Below are 19,461 nucleotides of genomic sequence, written 5' to 3'. Positions count from 1 at the left end.
TGTTGATTTTTTTTGACGACTAAAATATGTAGATGAGCAAATCTGCGGCATCTCGCAGTTAAGTGAAAAGTCTTGGCAAATTTGAGAGAGAAAAATTCCCAACTCTTTTTTTCAAAATCTCTTTTAGCCAAACGCCCGCTTCAGCAAACTTTCCACTTTCGGCTCACTTCCACGAAAATTTTTAAACAATTCCATCGGATCTTTTGTGCCGCCGGAAGACAATAAAACTTTATATTTCTCGGCAATTTCTTTATTAAACAAACCGTTTTCTTTAAAATATTGAAACGCGTCTGCATCCAAAACTTCCGCCCATTTGTAAGAATAATATCCCGCAGAATAACCACCTTGGAAAATATGTGAAAAACTCGGACTCATCGCGGTTTCCCTGTTCATCGGATAAAGTTGTGTTTCTTTGGTTTGCAAATCTTCAAAGGCTTTCACATCTTCAATCGGTTCTAAAGTTTTATGATACGCCATATCGAGTTTCCCAAAACCCAGTTGTCTTAAAGTTTGGTAACCTTCCATAAAGTTTTTGGACAAAGAAATTTTTTCAATTTTTTCGTCAGATAAAACTTCGCCGGTTTTATAATGTTTTGCAAAAGTTTTCAAAAATTCTGGTTCGTAGCAGAAATTTTCTAAAAATTGAGACGGTAATTCCACAAAATCCCATTTCACGGAAGTTCCGGATAAATTTGGATATTTTGTATTCGCCAAAATGCCGTGAATGGCGTGTCCAAATTCGTGAAATAATGTTGTTACTTCATTGAAAGTCAATAAACTTGGCGTATCAGAAGTCGGTTTAGAAAAATTGCAAACTACAGAAATGTGCGGCCGAATATTTTCACCATTTTTTTGATATTGACTTCTGTAACTCGTCATCCAAGCGCCGGCTCTTTTGCCTTTTCTTGGGAAATAATCGGCGTACAAAATGGCTTTATAATCATCATTTTCTAGAACTTCGTAAGTTTTCACTTCTGGATGGTATTTTTGCACATCTGTCACTTCTTTAAAAGTTAATCCAAATAATTTTTCCGCTAAATTAAAAACGGCGGCTTGCACATTTTCTAGTTGAAAATAAGGTTTTAATTCTTCGTCATTTAGATCGTATTTTGCTTTGCGCAATTTTTCTGCGTAATAAGAATGATCGTAAGATTGCAAATCTTCAATGCCATCTTTTGCGGCTAAAATTTTTAATTCTTCAATTTCTTTCTGCGCAAAAGGTTTTGCTTTCGTTAAAAGTTCATCTAAAAATGCCAAAACTTTTTCAGGCGATTTTGCCATTCTTTCTTCTAAAACGTAATATGCATAAGATTTGTAGCCGAGAAGTTTTGCTTTTTCCTGTTTTAATTTAAGAATATCTTTTATTAAATTTTGATTATCAAATTCATCATTTGCAAAAGATTTTTTGCCGTTTGCAAGACTGATTTCTTTGCGCAATTCTCGGTTTTTGGCGTAAGTCATAAAAGGAACATAACTTGGATATTGCAGCGTAACCACGTAACCGTCTAATTCTTTGTCTTTTGCATCATACGCATATTGTTCTAACACACTTTCTGGAATTCCGTCTAAATCTGAAATATCTGTAATATGTTTAAAATATTGATTGGTAGAAGCCAAAACATTTTCGCCAAATTTTAAAGTTTTTGAAGATAATTCTATGTTTATTTTTTCTAATTTTTTCTTGTCATCTTCATTCAAATTTGCGCCGCTTCTCACAAAACCTTTGTAGGTTTCTTCTAAAAGCATTTTTTGTTCTTCGTCTAAATTTTCATTTTTTTGATTATAAACGGTTTTTATTTTATTAAAAAGTGCTTCGTTTTGTGAAATTTTAGAAGAAAATTCTGTTAATAAAGGTGAAACTTCTTGCGCAATTTTTTGTATTTCGTCGTTGGTTTCGGCAGAATTTAGATTAAAGAAAATATTCGAAACACGATCTAATTGCTCGCCTGAAAAAGCCAAAGTTTCAATCACATTTTCAAAAGTCGGTGCGTCAGAATTTGAAACTATTTCGTCAATTTCGGCTAAACTTTCTTCGATTAATTGTTTAAAAGCGGGGGCGAAATCTTCGGGTTTTATTTCGTTAAAAGGTGCAGTTTCGTATGGTGTCTGGAATTTTTTTAAAAGTAGATTTTTCATCTTACAAATTTATCAATATTCTTTATGATAACCAATTCCAAAATCTAATCCGAGGCCAATGTAACTGTGTTGCGAAATATTTCCGATGAGTTTAAAACCTATGCTATTTCCGAGCGAAGTTGGTTTTCCGACTGGAATTAAGCCATAAATTCTATACGGACTTTTCTCTCTTTTAAACCATTTTATAGAAAACTCTAAAGGCAAACCAAGGTAATTTGTATTTTGTTTAAAATAATTTCCATCTTCGGTTTTTAAATTTTGTTCGTAAATATTAGTAGAAATTCCACCTGAAAAACTGAATGAAAAATTTTCTTTGGTATATCTTCTGCCGTACATTATGGCAATTTCTTTTGCATTAACATCATTTGTGACAAGCGGAAAAACAATGAAAGCAACCGGAACCACATCAAAACCAAGTTCATTCAGTTGCGAATATCTTACAGTGATCAAATTTTTATTTTTCTCGTAGTTTAAACTTGAATAAAAAAGAAAACCACCTTTTGCGGTCATATCATTTCCAATTCCGATACCAAAATCAGCGAAAATAATGGGATTGGTTTTTTGTGCGGAAAAAGTTGCAAAAAAACCTAAGTAAATTGTAAGATAAATTAATTTTCGTTTCATTAATATTTTTTTCAAATGTAAGAATTACACTTCATCATAAAGAATTTTCATTTAATCAATTTTAATTATATTTGAGTATAGAAAATTGAACAAATACATAGAAATCGCCACTAATATTTTTGAAAAGTATTAAAAAAGCATCGATTTCAGTGGAAATAAAAAATTGAGCGTAAATTAATTTGAGAACACGCCAAAAATATTTCAACATTAAAAACAAAACATAAATATGAAAAAGTTTCTAAAAATTTTAGTCGCAATTATTACTGTTTTAGTAATTGCAATGTTTGTAATTGGAAAAAAATACCACTACGAACAATCTATTGTGATAAATGCACCGATAGAAAAAGTATGGAATAATGCCAATTCTATGAAATCTTTCAACCAATGGAATCCTTGGTTAAAGATAGATCCGGCAATGAAAATGGAATATTTTGGCAATGCTGGCGAAGTAGGAGATGGCTATTTTTGGGATAGCAAAAACGATGATGCAGGCTATGGAAAGCAGACGATTTTGGAAATTTCACCAATGAAAAAAATGAAAACAGAAATGAAATTTATTCGTCCTTATGAAGGAGAAGCAACATCAAACTTAACGTTTACAACAGAGGGAAACGCTACCAAAGTAACTTGGGATATGGATACGGAAATGGAATATCCTATGAATATTATGAAATTATTTATGGATGGACACATGGAAAAATCATATTCTGAAGGGTTAAATTCTTTAAAAAAATTATCTGAAAATTAATTCTTGTTGCTGTTTGCTGTTTTGATATTCGCATCAAAAGTTTAGTTTTGCACTTGGAATGGCAAAAAGAACTTACCAAAGAAAAACACGCAGAAAAATTCACAAAAAGCGGAAAAGAAGTTTCTTGTTTCGCCGAGAAATTTTGTTGGTCGTTTTTGCTTTTATTTTATTGGGAACTGGTTATTATTTAAAAGAAAAAATTAGTTTTTATTTTGCCATGTATTTTAATAAAATTGAGCATAAAAAATTAACCAATAATGCGTTTGAAACCCAAAGGATTTTAAAAATCATCGGTGACAATACCGATAAAGTTTTTGGTTTTGATGTGTCTCATTACCAAAGAAAAGAAGATATTTTGTGGGATAGTTTAAGCATTGCCAACCAAAGTATTCCGCTGCAATTTGTGCTTTTGCGCGCTACGATGGGAAACCGAAATGCAGATAAACACTTTAAAGAATTTTGGGAAATTTCAAAAAAAAATAAACTCATTCGTGGTGCTTATCATTTTTATCGCGCAGATGAAGATCCTGTAAAGCAAGCCAATAATTTTCTTGAAAATGTGCAATTAGAAAGTGGAGATTTGCCGCCCGTTTTGGATATCGAAAAAATTCCGCGGCGTAAATCCAACGAAAAACTAAAAGAAGATCTAAAAGTTTGGTGCAAAATCATTGAGGAAAAATATGGCGTAAAACCGATTATTTACACTTATTATTATTTCTACAAAGATTTTTTGGCGGAAGATTTTAAAGATTATCCGCTTTGGCTGGCCAATTATAACGATGTTCCCACGCCAAACCCAGAAAATAATTGGGATTTTTGGCAATTTTCTGAAAACGGAATTGTGTACGGAATTAATACAAAAGTGGACATCAATGTTTACAATGGCGGACTTTGGAGTTTGAAGCGTTTGACTTTAGATTAATTATTTCAAAAAATCTTCAATATCTTTATTTAATTCTTCAGAATGCTCAATTGGGATAGAATGTGTGGCGTTTTTGTAAATTTTCATTGTCGCTTTTGGGATTTCTTTGGCGATATATTCTGTGTGAGAACGAAGAATAATATCGTGATCACCAGCAATTATTAAGGCTTTAGATTTTATTTTATTTAATTGTTCTTTTGAGATTTTTGGTTCGTCAATCATTAGTTGAAGCAGTCTGATATCATTTTTAGGTTTGTTTTCTGCTACCATTTGGGCCAAATCTTTTTTCATGTTTTCTACTTCCTCTTTTCCCACGCCTAATGGAAAAACATTCGCGCCACTTGTGATAAATTTTCTTAAATTTTTCGGGTATTTTATGGCAAATTCTATCGCTGTATTTCCGCCGTCGCTCCAGCCAAAAATATTTATCTTTTTTAGGTGCAAATAATCTGAAAGTGCTTTTACATCGTCGGCAAATTTTCGGTAAGAAAGTGGCTCTGTAGAAGTATCTGTGCTTTTTCCTTGCGCTCTTGTGTCCATTGCAATTACCATGAAATGTTTAGATAATTCTGGAATTTCTTTAGTGAAAGCATCAATACTTCCGCCATTTCCGTGAAGCAGAAAAAGAGGTTTTCCTTTGCCGTAAACTTCGTAATAAATATCGGCGTCTTTTAAATGAAGAACCTTCCCAACAGGATTATTTTCGCTTTTACGCATTATTTTTTCTGTTACAGATTCTGCACAAGAATTCAAAATAAATATTAAAATTAAAATTGAAGTAATCTTTTTCATGGATTTAAAATATAAAAGTCTGTTTTTCATTTCGAAAGAATAACAATATTAATAAAATAATTTTAAAAGAAATCATTTAGTGTTTTTTTTCTTTGATGAATTTGTGAGGTTAAATTTTCTTTTTTTTAACTTCAAATCGTAATTTTTTTGTGACTTAAAAATCATAAAAATCTCCCTTTTATATTTCGTATTTTTGCCGCGTCAAATAAACCACTCCTTTTTCCAGAATTTTATGAATTACGTAACGGCAGAAAATCTCACTAAATCTTACGGTGTAAAAACACTTTTTAAAAATATTACATTCAACGTCAATGAAGGTGATAAAATTGCCATTGTTGCGAAAAATGGTACCGGAAAATCGACTTTGCTTAAAATTTTAATGGGAAAAGAAATTGCAGACAGCGGAAATGTGATTATTAATAAAGACATTCAAGTGGTTTTATTTGATCAGGAAATTGATTTTGAAGGCGAACTTTCCATCGAACAATTTATGATGACTTTGAGTTCTGCGCCAATTATGGCTTTAAAAAATTACCATTCTGCGTTGCATTCTGAAAATCCAGAAGATATGGAAAATGCTTTGGCTGAAATGGAAATTCACAAAGCTTGGGATTTGGAAAATGAAATGGCAAACATTTTATCGCAATTAAAAATTACAGATTTAGAGGCGAAAATGCACACACTTTCTGGCGGACAAATAAAACGTGTCGCGCTCGCAAAATTGTTGGTAGAAACCAGGGCAGAGCACAAACACACGCTTTTAATAATGGATGAACCGACCAATCACCTCGATGTAGATATGGTAGAATGGCTGGAAAATTATCTTGGAAAAGCGCGCGTAACATTACTTTTGGTAACACACGATAGATATTTTTTAGATGCAGTTTGTGATATTATTTGGGAAATGGAAGATCAAAATCTTTATTTTCATAATGGTTCTTATGCAACGTATTTAGAAAATAAAATGATTCGGGAAGATAATTTGAATTCTACCATTGACAAAGCAAACAACCTTTACAGAAAGGAATTGGAATGGATGCGACGCCAACCAAAAGCGCGAACTACAAAATCTAAAAGCCGGCAAGACGATTTCTACGAAACGGAAAAAGTTGCCAAAATGGACACACGAAAACAAAGTCTAGAACTGGAATTTGAAATGAAACGTTTGGGTAAAAAGATTTTAGAATTGCATAAAATTTCTAAAAGTTTTGGTGATAAAGTCTTGCTTAAAGATTTTTCTTATCAATTTCAACGTGGCGAAAAAGTGGGAATTATCGGTAAAAATGGCGCTGGAAAATCAACTTTGTTAAATATTATTCAAGGTTTAGAAAAATATGATTCGGGCGAAATTGAAACTGGTGAAACTATAAAATTTGGTTATTTTTCACAGAAAGGTTTGAAGTACAAAGAAGACCAACGCGTGATTGATTTTATTAAAGATATTTCTGAAAATTTCCCGATTGCTAATGGAAGAACTATTTCTGCGTCGCAGTTTTTAAGATTATTTTTATTTGATGATCAAACTCAATATTCGCCAATTTCTAAACTTTCTGGTGGAGAAAAACGGCGTTTGCATTTGATGTATGTTTTGTATCAAAACCCAAATTTTTTAATTTTTGATGAACCGACGAATGATTTGGATTTACCAACTTTAACGGTTTTAGAAAATTTCTTACAGCAATTTCAAGGAACTTTAATCATTGTTTCTCACGACAGGTATTTTATGGATAGAATTGTAGAGCATTGTTTGGCTTTTGAAGGAAATGGAAAAATCAAGGATTTCACAGGGAATTTCACGGAATACAGAGAGTTTGAAAAGAAACAAGATAAAAAACAAGATTCAAAAGTCGAAAGCCAAGAAGTGAAAGTTGAAATAAAAGCAGAGCCAACTGTAATTGTGAAAAAAGAAGTGGAAGTTGCGGCTCGGAAATTATCGTTTAAAGAAAAATCTGAATTAGATAAATTAAACAAAGAAATCCCAGAATTTGAAAAAAAACGTGAAGAACTCGCAAATTCTTTAAACAATGAAAGCGATTATGATGTGATTGCAAAAATATCGGAAGAAATTCAAAAAATATCGGATAATTTAGATGAAATGGAATTGCGCTGGTTAGAATTGCAGGAATAATTCTTTAATTTTCAGAAATAATTTTAATTATCCTTGTCAAGGTTCAAAACCTTGACAAGGTTCTGAAAAGAAACAGAAAATAGAAAAAACAGACTTTAAAATCCCACTAAACTATCCTTGTCAAGGTTCAAAACCTTGACAAGGTTTTTTTTTGCTTTTAGAAAGAACTTATAATTAAAATGTTGAATTGTCATAAATTATTGAAAATGAAATTTTCCCACGTGTTTTTTAATTTAGATTTTAATTATCCTTGTCAAGGTTCAAAACCTTGACAAGGTTCTGAAAAGAAACAGAAAATAGGAAAAGCAAACTTTAAAATCCCACTAAACTATCCTTGTCAAGGTTCAAAACCTTGACAAGGTTTTTTTTTTGCTTTTAGAAAGAACTTATAATTAAAATGTTGAATTGTCATAAATTATTGAAAATGAAATTTTCCCACGTGTTTTTTAACTTAGATTATAATTATCCTTGTCAAGGTTCAAAACCTTGACAAGGTTTTTTTATTATCAATTTTGTGATAATGATTAAAATCATATCGACTTATATTGCTATAAAACAATGAAATAGGATTTGAAATTGGTTTTTATTTTTAATTGTTCTAAATAAACTTTGTTCGGATATAATTAAATTTTACTTTTGCTTTTTATTTATAATAATTCTAAATAATTTTATGAAACAAACATTTTTCTACTTCGGTTTACTTTGTATTTCCGGATTTGCAAAAGCCCAATTGAGTTATAAACCAATTATCGATACCTTAAAAATTCAAGAAATTGAAGACGTGCAACTTCACAAAACTGGAAATCCAAATAAAGCCAATTTACAAAGTGGAAAATCGCAATTATCCGTTATGGACACGCCGCAACCGATCTCTATCGTCACACATGAAATTATCGAGCAGCAGCAATCTAAGCAATTGAGTGATGTTTTGCAAAATGTAAATGGATTGTATGTTACATCTTCCCGAGGAAATTCGCAAGACAGTTTTGGTGGTCGTGGCTTTAATTTTGGGAATGATAATATTTTTAAAAATGGCGCACGAATAAACAGCGGCGTTTTTCCTGAAGTTTCTGGCTTAGAAAGAGTAGAGGTTTTAAAAGGTAGTAACGCAATGCTTTATGGAAATACGGCTGCCGGCGGAATTGTAAATTTAATCACTAAAAAACCACGCTTTACGCAAGGAGGAAGTATTTCTTTGAACGCAGGAAGTTGGAACGTTTATAGACCAACCGTTGATTTTTATGGGCCACTTTCTAAAAAAATTGCTTTCCGTGTGAATGGTGCTTATGAAACTGCTGAAAGTTTTCGGGACGTGGTAGAAAATAAAAAATATTATTTTAATCCGTCTTTCGTTTTTAATATTGGAGAAAATACACAAATAATTTTGGAAGGTGATTATTTAAAAAATGATTTCACCCCAGATTTTGGAATTGGAAGTATTACCAATAAAGACGGCACTTACAAACTAAATGATTTATTAAAAAGAAATTCTTTTGTCGGTGCAAACTGGCAATATCAAAATGTGCAACAAGCCACTTCTGATATAATTGTAAATCATCAGTTTAATGATAATTGGGGTTTAAATTCGGTGCTTTCTTATCAAAATTATACTAAAGATTATTATTCCACAGAAAGGGTAAGATGGGTTTATGACGAAAATGATAGACTTTCTTGGGATCGCCCATTAAACAAGACTTACACAGAACAAAATTATACATCTGCGCAAATTAATATCAATGGAAATTTTAACACTGGAAAAGTTAAACATCAAATTTTAATAGGAACAGATGGAGATTTTTTACAAGCCGATTCTTACGTTTATAATAATCCAACAAGTTATGGTACAAACGGAAATTTAGCAAATGGAACAATCTATTTAGATGATTCTTCAACTTGGGCAAGTGGCGCAATTCCAGAAGCGGAAAAAATTAGTAGAAATAGAATCCCAACACAGAGATTTGGCGTTTATGCGCAAGATTTCATTAGTTTAACTTCAAAATTTAAAATTTTAGCAGGATTAAGATGGTCTTATATCGAAAATAAAAGTAGTGAGAAAAAAGATTTTGTTAAAAACATTGAAACTCAAAGTGCAGGAAATGTAAATCGGGCTTTTTCGCCAAAGTTTGGGTTAATTTTTACACCCAATAAAAATATGACGATTTATGGAACTTACACCAATTCTTTCTCTGCAAATACTGGAACTGATATTTATTTAAATTCACTAAAACCTTCAATAATTGACCAATATGAGATTGGGTTAAAGAAAAACTTCTGGAATAATGCTGTGGCCTTAAATGTTTCTGCTTATCAAATAATCAATCAAAATTTTTATCAAACAGCAGAATTTAATGCACAAGGAAATCCAAACTCAGATTCTAGCATAAAAGATTTTGCGGGGAAATTGCAAAGCCAAGGTTTTGAAATTGATATCACGGGTAATCCAACCAAGAATTTATCTTTAATTGGTGGTTTTTCTTATAACCATTCTGTTTATAAAGATACGCCAGATCAATTTGGGTTTGTTGAAAATCAAAGAATTGTGAGAACACCGGCTACTACTTTTAACGCTTCGGCATTTTACACTTTTACAGAATATTTAAAAGGTTTTAAAGCAGGTGCAACAGTTTATTTTATCGGCGACAGATTAGCGGGTTGGAATGACACCAAAACGGGAAATAATAGTTTAGACCAAAGAAACGGAGTTTCAAGAATATTTTCAGTAAAAGATTATACAACAATTGCGCTTTCATTTGGTTATGAGTCTAAAAAATTCAGCGTGATGGGTAAAGTGGGAAATCTTTTTGATGTGATAAATTATACTGTGCACGAAAATTATTCTGTAAACCCGATTGCACCTAGAAATTTTTATCTTACTTTGACGTATAAACTTTAAATTCATTAATTAAATTCATTCATTATAAGTTTTAAAAGTGGCAACTTCGCTTGCCGCTTTTTCAACTTTAAAACGAAAAACTATGGCAAAAATAAAAGACACGAGAAGTTTTATGAGAATTACGCACCGTTATTTAGGGTTCTTTATGGCAGGAATTATGGCGATTTATGCTTTCAGTGGTATAGTATTAATCTTCAGAGATACTGATTTTTTTAAAAAAGAAATTACTATTGAAAAAAAATTGGGCAAAAATTTATCAGAAATGAAATTGGAAAAAGAGTTAAAAATCAAAAATTTTGAAGTTTATAAAGTGATAAAAAATACAATATATTTCAAAAATGGAAATTATAATAAGGAAACTGGCGTTGCAAAATATACTAAAAAAGATTTGCCATATCTTCTGAAACAGATGGCGAATTTACATAAAGCCCAATCAAAATCACGTTTGGCGCCACTAAATATATTTTTTGCTGTATCATTATTGTTTTTTGTGATTTCTAGTTTTTGGATGTTTAATGTGAAGTCTAAAGTATTTAAAAGAGGGATGTTGTACACTTTGGGTGGATTAATATTAAGTGTTTTGTTATTATATTTTTCGTAAAATAAATTCGCTTTTTTATGTTTTATAATAATTTTTTTTTAAAAGTGGCATAAAACTTGACTCTTTTGTAATCTATTTTAACATTTAAAAAAAAAGATATTATGAAAAAGTTATTTTTAAGTTGCGCAATAATTGGTGCAGGTTTATTCACAGCAACCAATGCTCAAATACAAAAAGGAAATTGGATGGTAGGTGGAGAATTGGCTGCGGCTAATTTTGGATTGAATGAAGGAGCAGGATATAACGTGCAAATTACGCCTCAAGCCGCTTATTTTGTACAAGATAATTGGGCCGTTGGGCCTTATGTAAGGCTAGGGTTTTCGGGAGCAAAAAGTTCGCCAACCACTTTTAGTTACGGAGTAGGTGCTTTGTCTAGATATTATCTATCTCCAGGTGAGCAAGGTGTAGATAGTTTATTAAAACATGGTAGATTCTTTTTAGAAGGAAATGCAGGAATTGGCGGAACAACCATTTCTGACGGTGGAGATTCTGCAAATGGTTTAGATTTAGGAATCGGACCTGGTTATACTTATTTTATAACACCAAATATTGGATTGGATGCTTCTTTAAAACTGAACGGTAATCTAGGTTTTGGTAATAGAGGAACAACATCTAATATTGCGTTTAGGTTAGGTTTAAACATTTTTTTGCCTGCCTCAAAAGCGGTAAGTAATATGAAATCTGAATAATTGAAACTATTCAGGGTTTCTAATGGCTGTAAATGTTATATTTACAGTTTTTTTATTATTTAAATTTTTTTGTATATGGATTATTTTCAAACGATTGATGAGGTATTTGGCAAGTGGATGGACAGTTTTATAAAATTTACGCCTCGGCTTTTGATCGGCATTTTAGTATTCTTGGTCATATTTGCCTTTAATAAATTTTTGAGCAAAGTTGCTCTCCGAACTTTTCACAAATTATTTCCCAAAACAAAAAAAACCGAAACTATAGAATCTTTAGTGGGTTTTTTTAAATTTCTATTTATACTCGCGGGTACTTTTATTTCTTTAGAAGTAATGGGGCTTGGTAGTTTTATGCTAAAATTAGTAGGTAGTTTGGGAGTTGCTGGTGTTGTTGCTGGTGTTGCATTGAAGGATTTGGTTTCCAGTATTTTTTCTGGAATGCTAGTGGGTGCAGATAAAGCGTTTCAAGTGGGAGATTATGTAACTATTGATGGCGTTTCTGGGACTGTTTTAGAAATTGGTTTGCTAACGACTAAAGTAACAGCCGATGATGGAAGAAAATATTTTATTCCAAATCAATTGATTTTCACCGCTCCATTTGTGAATGTCACTGCTTCTGATGCTAGAAAAATTTATATAAGTTTAGAAATTCCAAATACAGAAAATCTTACAAAAGTAAAAGAAGTGCTTCATGATGAACTTACTAAATTAGAAGGTGTACAAAGGCCAGATGAAGCACAAATAATTGTAGTAAAACAAAGTTTAGGGGTATATTATATAGATGTTAGGTTTTGGATGGCCACTGGCGAAAGTTTCTTAAAAGTAAGAAGTGAAGCCTACGTTCAACTAAAAAGAAGGTTAGACGATGAAGGTGTTTCTATGGTAAACCCACTTCAAAATATGACTTCTTTGCCATCCTAATTTATGAAGTAACTTTTTATATAATCTTCAAAAAAGCAACGTCATTTTTAATGTTTTGCACGGCTTCTTTTGGGATTGGGAAAAACGATGCAGTTTTTTCATTTTTTTTAAAGGAACAATTTATAATCCACACTTCAATATTTAGGCAAAAAAAACCTCTCAATTATTTTGAGAGGTTCTTTTTTATTTTAGTTAAAATCTTACAAAGTTGAAGAATATTCTAATAAATCTGTTAATTTATTTGAATATCCAGTTTCGTTATCATACCAAGAAACTACTTTCACGAAGTTTGGTGAAAGCATGATTCCCGCTCCTTTATCGAAAATAGAAGTTCTTTTATCACCAATAAAATCTTGAGAAACAACTTGATCTTCTGTATAACCAAGAATTCCTTTTAATTCTCCTTCTGAAGCCGTTTTCATCGCTTGAGCAATCTCGTCATAAGACGTTGCTTTTTCTAATCTAACAGTTAAATCTACCACAGAAACATCTGCAGTTGGTACTCTAAAGGACATTCCTGTTAATTTTCCGTTTAATTCTGGGATTACTTTTCCTACCGCTTTAGCAGCACCTGTAGAAGATGGAATAATGTTTAATAAAGCAGAACGGCCGCCTCTCCAATCTTTATGTGAAGGTCCATCTACAGTTCTTTGTGTAGCAGTTGTTGCGTGCACTGTCGTCATTAAACCTTCTACAATACCGAAGTTATCATTTAAAACTTTAGCGATTGGTGCTAAACAGTTAGTGGTACAAGAGGCGTTCGAAAAAATATTGACATCTGCTGTTAAATTTTTGTGATTTACTCCCATTACGAACATAGGTGTATCGTCTTTTGATGGGGCAGAAAGAACTACTTTTTTTGCACCCGCATTTAGATGCGCTTGCGCACTTTCTTTAGTTAAAAATAAACCCGTAGATTCTACAATATATTCTGCACCTACTTCATTCCATTTTAAGTTGTTAGGATCTCTTTCAGAAGTAACTCGGATTCTATTGCCATTAACGATTAAATCGTTTCCTTCTACACGCACTTCACCTGGAAATTGTCCGTGCACGGAATCATATTTTAACATGTAAGCCATGTATTCTGCATCAATCAAATCATTGATTCCTACAATTTCGATATTTTCTCTTTTAGACATCGCAGAAAAGACAAGTCCGCCAATTCTACCAAATCCGTTAATTCCTACTTTAATTTTAGACATAATTTTAATTTTGTATTAATTATTTATTTAATTTTTTGAAATATACAATCGCTAAATTGCTAATATTTCTGATATTCTTAATAGATCTTCATTAATATTATTGTGTTTTTTAATGGCTTCTCTAAATGGCGTGAATACTAATTTGTTGGCTTGCAAACCAGCCATTACATTTACTCTGCCTTCCATCAAGCCTACAACTGCGCCATAGCCCAATCTACTTGCCAAAACTCTATCTGCACAAGATGGAGAACCACCGCGCTGAATATGCCCTAAAATTGCAACACGAATATCATAATGTGGGAATTGTTTTTTTGTGAGTTCTGCTAAACCATAAATATTCCCTAATTTTTCGCCTTCTGCAACCACCACAATACTAGAAGATTTTCCCGCTTTTTGTGCTTTTACAAAAGTTTCAAAAAGGTCATCAATATTATCTCTTGTTTCAGGTATAATAATATCCAAAGCGCCCGCTGCAATACCACTATTTAAAGCAATAAAACCTGCATCACGCCCCATTACTTCTACAAAAAATACGCGGTTGTGCGACGTAGCAGTATCTCGAATTTTGTCAATAGCATCCATCGCAGTATTGAGGGCGGTATCGTAACCAATTGTATTATCGGAGCCAAAAATATCATTATCAATCGTTCCGGGAATACCAATCGTTTTAATGCCGAATTCTTCATTAAAAATAGTTGCACCAGTAAAAGTTCCATCACCACCAATACAAACCAAGGCATCGATACCTTCTTTTTTGCAATTTTCGTAGGCTTTTTGCCGTCCTTCTTTTGTTTTAAATTCTAAAGAGCGCGCAGATTTCAAAATTGTACCACCTCGGTTTATGATGTTTTTCACGGAGCGTGGCCCCATTTTTATAAATTCGCCTTTTATTAAACCATTGTAGCCTTCCCAAACGCCGAAACATTCAATATTAAAATGATTGGCTGTTCTTACAACCGCTCTTATTGCTGCATTCATTCCTGGTGCATCACCGCCAGAAGTAAAAACCGCTATCTTTTTCACTGCACTTTCTGCCATATATATTTTTTTTCACTGCAAATTTACAAAATTCACTTTTAATTTATATGAATTATAGGTGAATGTTACACTTTTTTTGTAACCATATTACACTTATTTTGTAACTTTGCCCACGTGAATTGCAATAATAATTTAAAAAAGTATTTATCGGTGCTGTTTTCCAGCATTTATATTTTTGCGTTTTTAATTGCATCAAACATCCACAAGCACAATGCTGGCTATTTCTACAAGGATTTTAATTTTAAAAATTCTACCGCTAAAATTAGCGCACAAAGTACCATCAATAATAGCGATGATTGTCTTTCATGTCATTTTGCTTCAGCGCCAATTCTTTTGCCACCTTCATTTGCGGTTACGCTATCAGATTTTAATTTTACTGAATTAAAAATCACTGAAGCGAATTATCGCATAAGCAAAATATCACTTTTCCACCGCCATCTGCGCGGACCGCCACAATTTATTTAAAGTTTTTTGAAAATTAGTAATGCTTATCTCACCAATGTAGTGGAGGTAATTACTATGTTTTTAGTTTTCAAAACTGTTTATATCATTATATATATAGACGCAATTATTCTCAGTTTTTACATATAATGCAGCAAATGTTTTATAATAGTTTGTTGCAATAATTTTAAATAAAAAAAATGAATTTTAAATATATTTTAAGCCTTTTTTTAGGCTTATTTCTAGGCTTTTTAGGCTATTCGCAAAATGCTTTATCGGGAAAAATAGTGGACGATACCACAAATAAACCAATCCCAAATGCAAAAGTAACCATTGTAGATTTGCATAATTCTGTTCTTACAGATGCAATGGGAAATTACCATTTCTCAAATATTCCAGCGGCATCTTATGTGATTGAAGCTACCGCGAGTGATTATAAATCTTTTTCTAAAACGGTAAAGATTCAAGGTGAAACCACAGCCGATTTTAAATTAGATAAAAGCGCCACCGAGATTGCCGAAGTCGTGATCACAGGCTCTTCCAAAGCAGTCCAAATCAAAAAATCACCTTTGCCGATTGTGAGTATTAGCAAAGCCAATATTGTGACGAATTTGTCAACTAATATTATTGATGCCATTGCAAAAACACCTGGCGTAAGCACAGTTACGAGTGGACCAAACATTTCAAAACCTATTATTAGAGGTCTTGGTTTTAATAGAATTCTCACTTTGTATGATGGCATTCGCCAAGAAGGCCAACAATGGGGAGACGAACACGGTATTGAAGTAGATAATTATGGAATAGACCATATAGAAGTGATAAAAGGGCCTGCAAGTTTAATGTACGGATCCGATGCTTTGGCGGGCGTTGTAAACTTGATACCAACCGGAGCCGGTCCTGAAAATAAAATTTCGGGTTCTGCAACAACAGAATATCAAACCAATAATGGCATGTATGGCGGCTCTTTATTTTTAACAGGAAATAAAAATGGCTTCGAATACGGCGGTAGAATTTCTAAACAAGCCGCTACTAATTATCGCAATAAAATTGATGGCCGCGTTTACAATACAGGTTTTAACCAAACTGCGGCCGATGTTTTTTTAGGTTTGCATAAAAAGTGGGGTTTTAGCCATTTGAATGTTTCTTTATTTAATGATTTACAAGAAATTCCTGACGGAAGCCGAGACTCTTTATCTAGAAAATTCACCAGCCAGATTACAGAAGCAGATACTTTCCGCCCAATTGTTCCAGATAGTGAGTTGAGTTCTTATAAAATATCGGTTTTGCATCAAAAAGTGCAGCATTACAGAGCATTTTTAAAAAATACTTTCTATTTAGGAGATAGTAGATTAGATGCAAATTTTGCTTATCAAATAAGTGAAAGACAAGAGTTTAGCCATCCCGAAGTGCCCTACCAAAATGTGCCTGGTTTAGATTTAAAACTAAATACTTTTAATTACGATGTGAAATACAATTTACCTCAATTTGATAAGTGGGATATTGTTTTTGGTGTTAATGGGATGTATCAAAAAAACGACGTTCTTGGCGGAACCGAATTTGTAATTCCGTCTTACAACCAATTTGATTTAGGTGCTTTCGTTACATTTAAAAAAGATTGGGATAAATTAAATTTAGCAGGTGGAATTCGCTATGATTACAGAAAATTTAGTAATTATGACTTATATACCAAGCCAAATGCTATCAGTGGTTTTGATCAGCCAGTTTATGGAAGTGATAGAGTTGGAGCCGACAAACTCTTTAGCGACTATTCTACCAACTTTGAAGGTGTAACAGGAAGTTTTGGTGCTACTTATATTTTTAACAGAAAATGGGCTTTGAAATCCAATTTAGCCCGAGGATACAGAGCGCCAAATGTTTCAGAAATTTCTGCAAATGGTGTTCATCCAGGGACGGGTTTGTATCAAATTGGTAATGATCAATTTAAACCAGAATTTAGTACGCAAGCCGATTTGGGCGGAACGTTTTCTTCCAAATTTGTAAATGCGGGCGCAAGTTTATTTGTAAACCATATCAATAATTATATATACAACTCACGTTTGCAAAATGCAGATGGAACCGATGTTTTAAGTGAAAGTGGTGGGCAAAAATATCCTACTTATAAATTTCAACAAGGCAAAGTTCTGCTTTATGGTTTAGAGGGAAATATAGATTTTCATATTTTTAAAAATTTACATTTTGAAAATTCTGCTTCTTTAATTTATGGCGACAATGAAAGTTTTACTGGCGCAGAAAGAACCGTAGAAAATAAATATGTGCCACAAATGCCACCATTTAGATTACTTTCAGAATTGCGTTATAATTTTGAGGAAAAATCAAATACTTTTTCTAAAACTTTTGTGAAATTACAACTTCAATATACTGCTACACAAAATAGAGTTTACAGCTACGATAATACAGAAACACCTACACCAGGATATTCTCTGATAAATGTTGGTTTTGGAACTTCTATTTTAAATAAAAAAGGTAATAATTTGTTTGATGTTTATGTTTTGGCCAACAATTTATTTAATGTTGCCTACCAAGATCACTTAAGCAGATTAAAATATTTTGAAGAATATTCCGCCTCTCCAAACGGACATTTAGGAATCTACAATATGGGCACAAATATCAGTTTCAAACTGGTTAAGGCTTTTTAAAACTTAATAATTTCAAATTAAAACCATTTTAAAAATTCTATGATTTTTCAATAAATCATAGAATTTTTTTTATCTGCGTGTTTTTAGAATCAATGACTTTGCCTGGATTTTGATATTAAATGATTTTAACTGGTAAATTGTTAATAACTAAATTTTTATAAAAAAACTTGCATATATTTTTATAAAAAATAAATTATTATATCTAAAATAAATTTTTAAATTTGAAAAACATTTAAACGAAAAAAAATGAAAAAATTATTATCAGTTTTACTTTCAGTTTATGGCTTGATGCTTTTCTCACAAATTGAAGTAACGCCCTATCCAAGAACCATCAATGATGTTGTAACAATCACTTACGGCCCAGATCCAGTAACAGGCTGGTCAGAATTAGACCCGCAAAGTGAAAACCCACTTTATCTTTATCTAGGAATAGATACCAATAACAGCACCACCGTTTGGGAATACCACGACCAATGGAATAATTGCGACCCAAGTAATTTAATTAAAATGTATTATAACGCATCAACCAATAAATACGAAGCAAGCATAAATTTTAAAACCCATAATTTTGATGGTGCAGGAGGCATTCTACCAGACGGAACCGAAGTTTCTAATGGGTATTTTATTATTAGAAAAGGGCAAACCTATGAATGTGCGCCCGATCCGGGTAGTGCTTCAACTTGGCAAACTGCTGATCAAAATTTCGCATTTACACCCGCAAAAGTTATTTTAGCAAGTAAAGAAGTAAATCTTGCTCCGAAAATAGCAGAAATTATTGATGGAAATTTATACCTCAAAAAATCTGGTGTTTATGACATTAAGGTATATGATGTTTCTGGAAAATTGTTAAATTCTAAAAGCAAGAAAAAATTAAGTGCAAACGAAAAAATGAGTTTAAATATTTCCCAAAAAGGTACTTATTTCTGTGTTGTAGAAGATGCAAACGGTAACAAACAATCTGTAAAATTCATTAAATAAAACCATTTTATAGAGTTTTTAAAAGAGAAAATATATTTTATTTTCTCTTTTTTTTGTTTAACGAAATTTTTAGCCGAAGAATCTATTTCTTAACTTACATCAAGATTTCTTAAACTGATATTCCCATAAATTTGCACCATAATTAATCATAAAATAGATAATATTATGGCTACAACATGGAAATTAGACCCAGCGCACAGTGAACTTACTTTTAAAGTAAAACACATGATGATTTCAAATTTAAAGGGTAACTTTCAAACATTTGATGCAGAAATCCAAGCAGAAGACGAATCTTTTAAAAATGCGAAAACCACCGCTACAATCCAAACAGATTCAATTTTCACAAACAATACAGACAGAGACAAGCACTTGAAAAGCGCTGATTTTTTTAACACAGAAGCAAACCCGACGATTACTTTTGAAAGTGATGCTTTGAATGACGAAATCACGGGTAATTTAACCATGAACGGTGTTACAAAACCCGTAAAATTGGTCGTAGATTTTGGCGGAATCAATATAGATCCGTGGGGAAATACCAAAGCCGGTTTTTCGGTGGAGGGAAAAATTAATAGAAAAGATTTTGGCTTAAACTGGAATTCTGCCTTGGAAACTGGCGGTGTTTTGGTAAGCGATGAGGTGAAAATTTCTGGCGAATTTCAGTTTGTGAAACAAGCTTAAAAATACCTTTTAA

General features: G+C 32.3%; 16 protein-coding genes. 11 read left to right on the top strand and 5 right to left on the bottom strand.

The window, feature by feature from the left end:
- Positions 1-123: 123 nt before the first annotated feature.
- Positions 124-2,136 carry a M3 family metallopeptidase gene (locus C4S29_RS09770; RefSeq protein WP_103913896.1) on the bottom strand — a complete coding sequence of 671 codons (2,013 nt, stop codon included), beginning with the start codon at positions 2,134-2,136 and terminating at the stop codon, positions 124-126.
- A 12-nt stretch (positions 2,137-2,148) separates the two neighbouring features.
- Entirely contained in the window at positions 2,149-2,760 is a 612-nt protein-coding gene (locus C4S29_RS09765; protein ID WP_103913895.1) for a hypothetical protein, read from the bottom strand.
- Between the two features lie 226 nt (positions 2,761-2,986).
- On the opposite strand from C4S29_RS09765, the gene C4S29_RS09760 reads away from it, so the two are divergent.
- Both C4S29_RS09760 and C4S29_RS09755 read left to right on the top strand, forming a co-directional pair.
- Positions 2,987-3,508, top strand: coding sequence for an SRPBCC family protein (locus C4S29_RS09760; protein ID WP_103913894.1), 522 nt, complete (start codon positions 2,987-2,989; stop codon positions 3,506-3,508).
- 58 nt (positions 3,509-3,566) lie between these two features.
- Complete coding sequence (locus C4S29_RS09755) at positions 3,567-4,430, top strand: glycoside hydrolase family 25 protein (RefSeq protein ID WP_103913893.1); 864 nt, start codon at positions 3,567-3,569, stop codon at positions 4,428-4,430.
- Here C4S29_RS09755 and C4S29_RS09750 read toward each other — a convergent pair whose 3' ends face one another.
- The gene (locus tag C4S29_RS09750; protein WP_103913892.1) at positions 4,431-5,252 is read right to left on the bottom strand and encodes an alpha/beta fold hydrolase; all 822 of its coding nucleotides are present in this window, start codon (positions 5,250-5,252) and stop codon (positions 4,431-4,433) included.
- A 202-nt stretch (positions 5,253-5,454) separates the two neighbouring features.
- Here C4S29_RS09750 and C4S29_RS09745 point away from each other — a divergent pair, with 202 nt between their 5' ends.
- From C4S29_RS09745 to C4S29_RS09725, 5 genes are all read left to right on the top strand, one after another.
- Entirely contained in the window at positions 5,455-7,350 is a 1,896-nt protein-coding gene (locus tag C4S29_RS09745; RefSeq protein WP_103913891.1) for an ABC-F family ATP-binding cassette domain-containing protein, read from the top strand.
- A 670-nt stretch (positions 7,351-8,020) separates the two neighbouring features.
- The gene (locus C4S29_RS09740; protein WP_103913890.1) at positions 8,021-10,243 is read left to right on the top strand and encodes a TonB-dependent siderophore receptor; all 2,223 of its coding nucleotides are present in this window, start codon (positions 8,021-8,023) and stop codon (positions 10,241-10,243) included.
- A gap of 82 nt (positions 10,244-10,325) precedes the next feature.
- Positions 10,326-10,844, top strand: coding sequence for a hypothetical protein (locus C4S29_RS09735; protein WP_103913946.1), 519 nt, complete (start codon positions 10,326-10,328; stop codon positions 10,842-10,844).
- Between the two features lie 101 nt (positions 10,845-10,945).
- Positions 10,946-11,533 (top strand): outer membrane beta-barrel protein, encoded by a 588-nt coding sequence (locus C4S29_RS09730; RefSeq protein ID WP_103913889.1) that lies wholly within the window; start codon positions 10,946-10,948, stop codon positions 11,531-11,533.
- A 75-nt stretch (positions 11,534-11,608) separates the two neighbouring features.
- Positions 11,609-12,451 (top strand): mechanosensitive ion channel family protein, encoded by an 843-nt coding sequence (locus C4S29_RS09725; RefSeq protein ID WP_103913888.1) that lies wholly within the window; start codon positions 11,609-11,611, stop codon positions 12,449-12,451.
- A gap of 200 nt (positions 12,452-12,651) precedes the next feature.
- Here the strand turns inward: C4S29_RS09725 and gap are convergent, their stop codons facing one another.
- A complete protein-coding gene (gap, locus tag C4S29_RS09720) occupies positions 12,652-13,656 on the bottom strand; it encodes a type I glyceraldehyde-3-phosphate dehydrogenase (RefSeq protein WP_103913887.1) in 1,005 nt (334 codons plus the stop codon).
- Positions 13,657-13,707: 51 nt separating this feature from the next.
- The gene (gene pfkA, locus C4S29_RS09715; protein WP_103913886.1) at positions 13,708-14,694 is read right to left on the bottom strand and encodes a 6-phosphofructokinase; all 987 of its coding nucleotides are present in this window, start codon (positions 14,692-14,694) and stop codon (positions 13,708-13,710) included.
- Between the two features lie 150 nt (positions 14,695-14,844).
- On the opposite strand from pfkA, the gene C4S29_RS09710 reads away from it, so the two are divergent.
- From C4S29_RS09710 to C4S29_RS09695, 4 genes are all read left to right on the top strand, one after another.
- The gene (locus tag C4S29_RS09710; RefSeq protein WP_146063302.1) at positions 14,845-15,159 is read left to right on the top strand and encodes a hypothetical protein; all 315 of its coding nucleotides are present in this window, start codon (positions 14,845-14,847) and stop codon (positions 15,157-15,159) included.
- A gap of 176 nt (positions 15,160-15,335) precedes the next feature.
- A complete protein-coding gene (locus C4S29_RS09705; protein WP_103913884.1) occupies positions 15,336-17,792 on the top strand; it encodes a TonB-dependent receptor in 2,457 nt (818 codons plus the stop codon).
- 246 nt (positions 17,793-18,038) lie between these two features.
- Positions 18,039-18,770 carry a T9SS type A sorting domain-containing protein gene (locus C4S29_RS09700; RefSeq protein WP_103913883.1) on the top strand — a complete coding sequence of 244 codons (732 nt, stop codon included), beginning with the start codon at positions 18,039-18,041 and terminating at the stop codon, positions 18,768-18,770.
- A 165-nt stretch (positions 18,771-18,935) separates the two neighbouring features.
- Positions 18,936-19,448, top strand: coding sequence for a YceI family protein (locus tag C4S29_RS09695; RefSeq protein WP_103913882.1), 513 nt, complete (start codon positions 18,936-18,938; stop codon positions 19,446-19,448).
- Positions 19,449-19,461 lie beyond the last annotated feature (13 nt).

The organism is Halpernia humi (assembly GCF_900108025.1).
GTDB lineage: Bacteria > Bacteroidota > Bacteroidia > Flavobacteriales > Weeksellaceae > Halpernia > Halpernia humi.
Note: the sequence above shows the minus strand (reverse complement) of the source record. Positions and strands in the feature narration are given on the sequence as shown.

Excerpts from the sequence above, each read along its gene's own strand:
- C4S29_RS09695 (WP_103913882.1), top strand. The coding sequence starts at position 18,936 with ATGGCTACAACATGGAAATTAGACCCAGCGCACAGTGAACTTACTTTT.
- C4S29_RS09740 (WP_103913890.1), top strand. The coding sequence starts at position 8,021 with ATGAAACAAACATTTTTCTACTTCGGTTTACTTTGTATTTCCGGATTT.
- C4S29_RS09705 (WP_103913884.1), top strand. The coding sequence starts at position 15,336 with ATGAATTTTAAATATATTTTAAGCCTTTTTTTAGGCTTATTTCTAGGC.
- C4S29_RS09770 (WP_103913896.1), bottom strand. The coding sequence starts at position 2,136 with ATGAAAAATCTACTTTTAAAAAAATTCCAGACACCATACGAAACTGCA.
- C4S29_RS09750 (WP_103913892.1), bottom strand. The coding sequence starts at position 5,252 with ATGAAAAACAGACTTTTATATTTTAAATCCATGAAAAAGATTACTTCA.
- C4S29_RS09765 (WP_103913895.1), bottom strand. The coding sequence starts at position 2,760 with ATGAAACGAAAATTAATTTATCTTACAATTTACTTAGGTTTTTTTGCA.
- C4S29_RS09755 (WP_103913893.1), top strand. The coding sequence starts at position 3,567 with ATGGCAAAAAGAACTTACCAAAGAAAAACACGCAGAAAAATTCACAAA.
- pfkA (WP_103913886.1), bottom strand. The coding sequence starts at position 14,694 with ATGGCAGAAAGTGCAGTGAAAAAGATAGCGGTTTTTACTTCTGGCGGT.
- C4S29_RS09735 (WP_103913946.1), top strand. The coding sequence starts at position 10,326 with ATGGCAAAAATAAAAGACACGAGAAGTTTTATGAGAATTACGCACCGT.
- C4S29_RS09730 (WP_103913889.1), top strand. The coding sequence starts at position 10,946 with ATGAAAAAGTTATTTTTAAGTTGCGCAATAATTGGTGCAGGTTTATTC.
- C4S29_RS09700 (WP_103913883.1), top strand. The coding sequence starts at position 18,039 with ATGAAAAAATTATTATCAGTTTTACTTTCAGTTTATGGCTTGATGCTT.
- C4S29_RS09745 (WP_103913891.1), top strand. The coding sequence starts at position 5,455 with ATGAATTACGTAACGGCAGAAAATCTCACTAAATCTTACGGTGTAAAA.
- gap (WP_103913887.1), bottom strand. The coding sequence starts at position 13,656 with ATGTCTAAAATTAAAGTAGGAATTAACGGATTTGGTAGAATTGGCGGA.
- C4S29_RS09725 (WP_103913888.1), top strand. The coding sequence starts at position 11,609 with ATGGATTATTTTCAAACGATTGATGAGGTATTTGGCAAGTGGATGGAC.
- C4S29_RS09760 (WP_103913894.1), top strand. The coding sequence starts at position 2,987 with ATGAAAAAGTTTCTAAAAATTTTAGTCGCAATTATTACTGTTTTAGTA.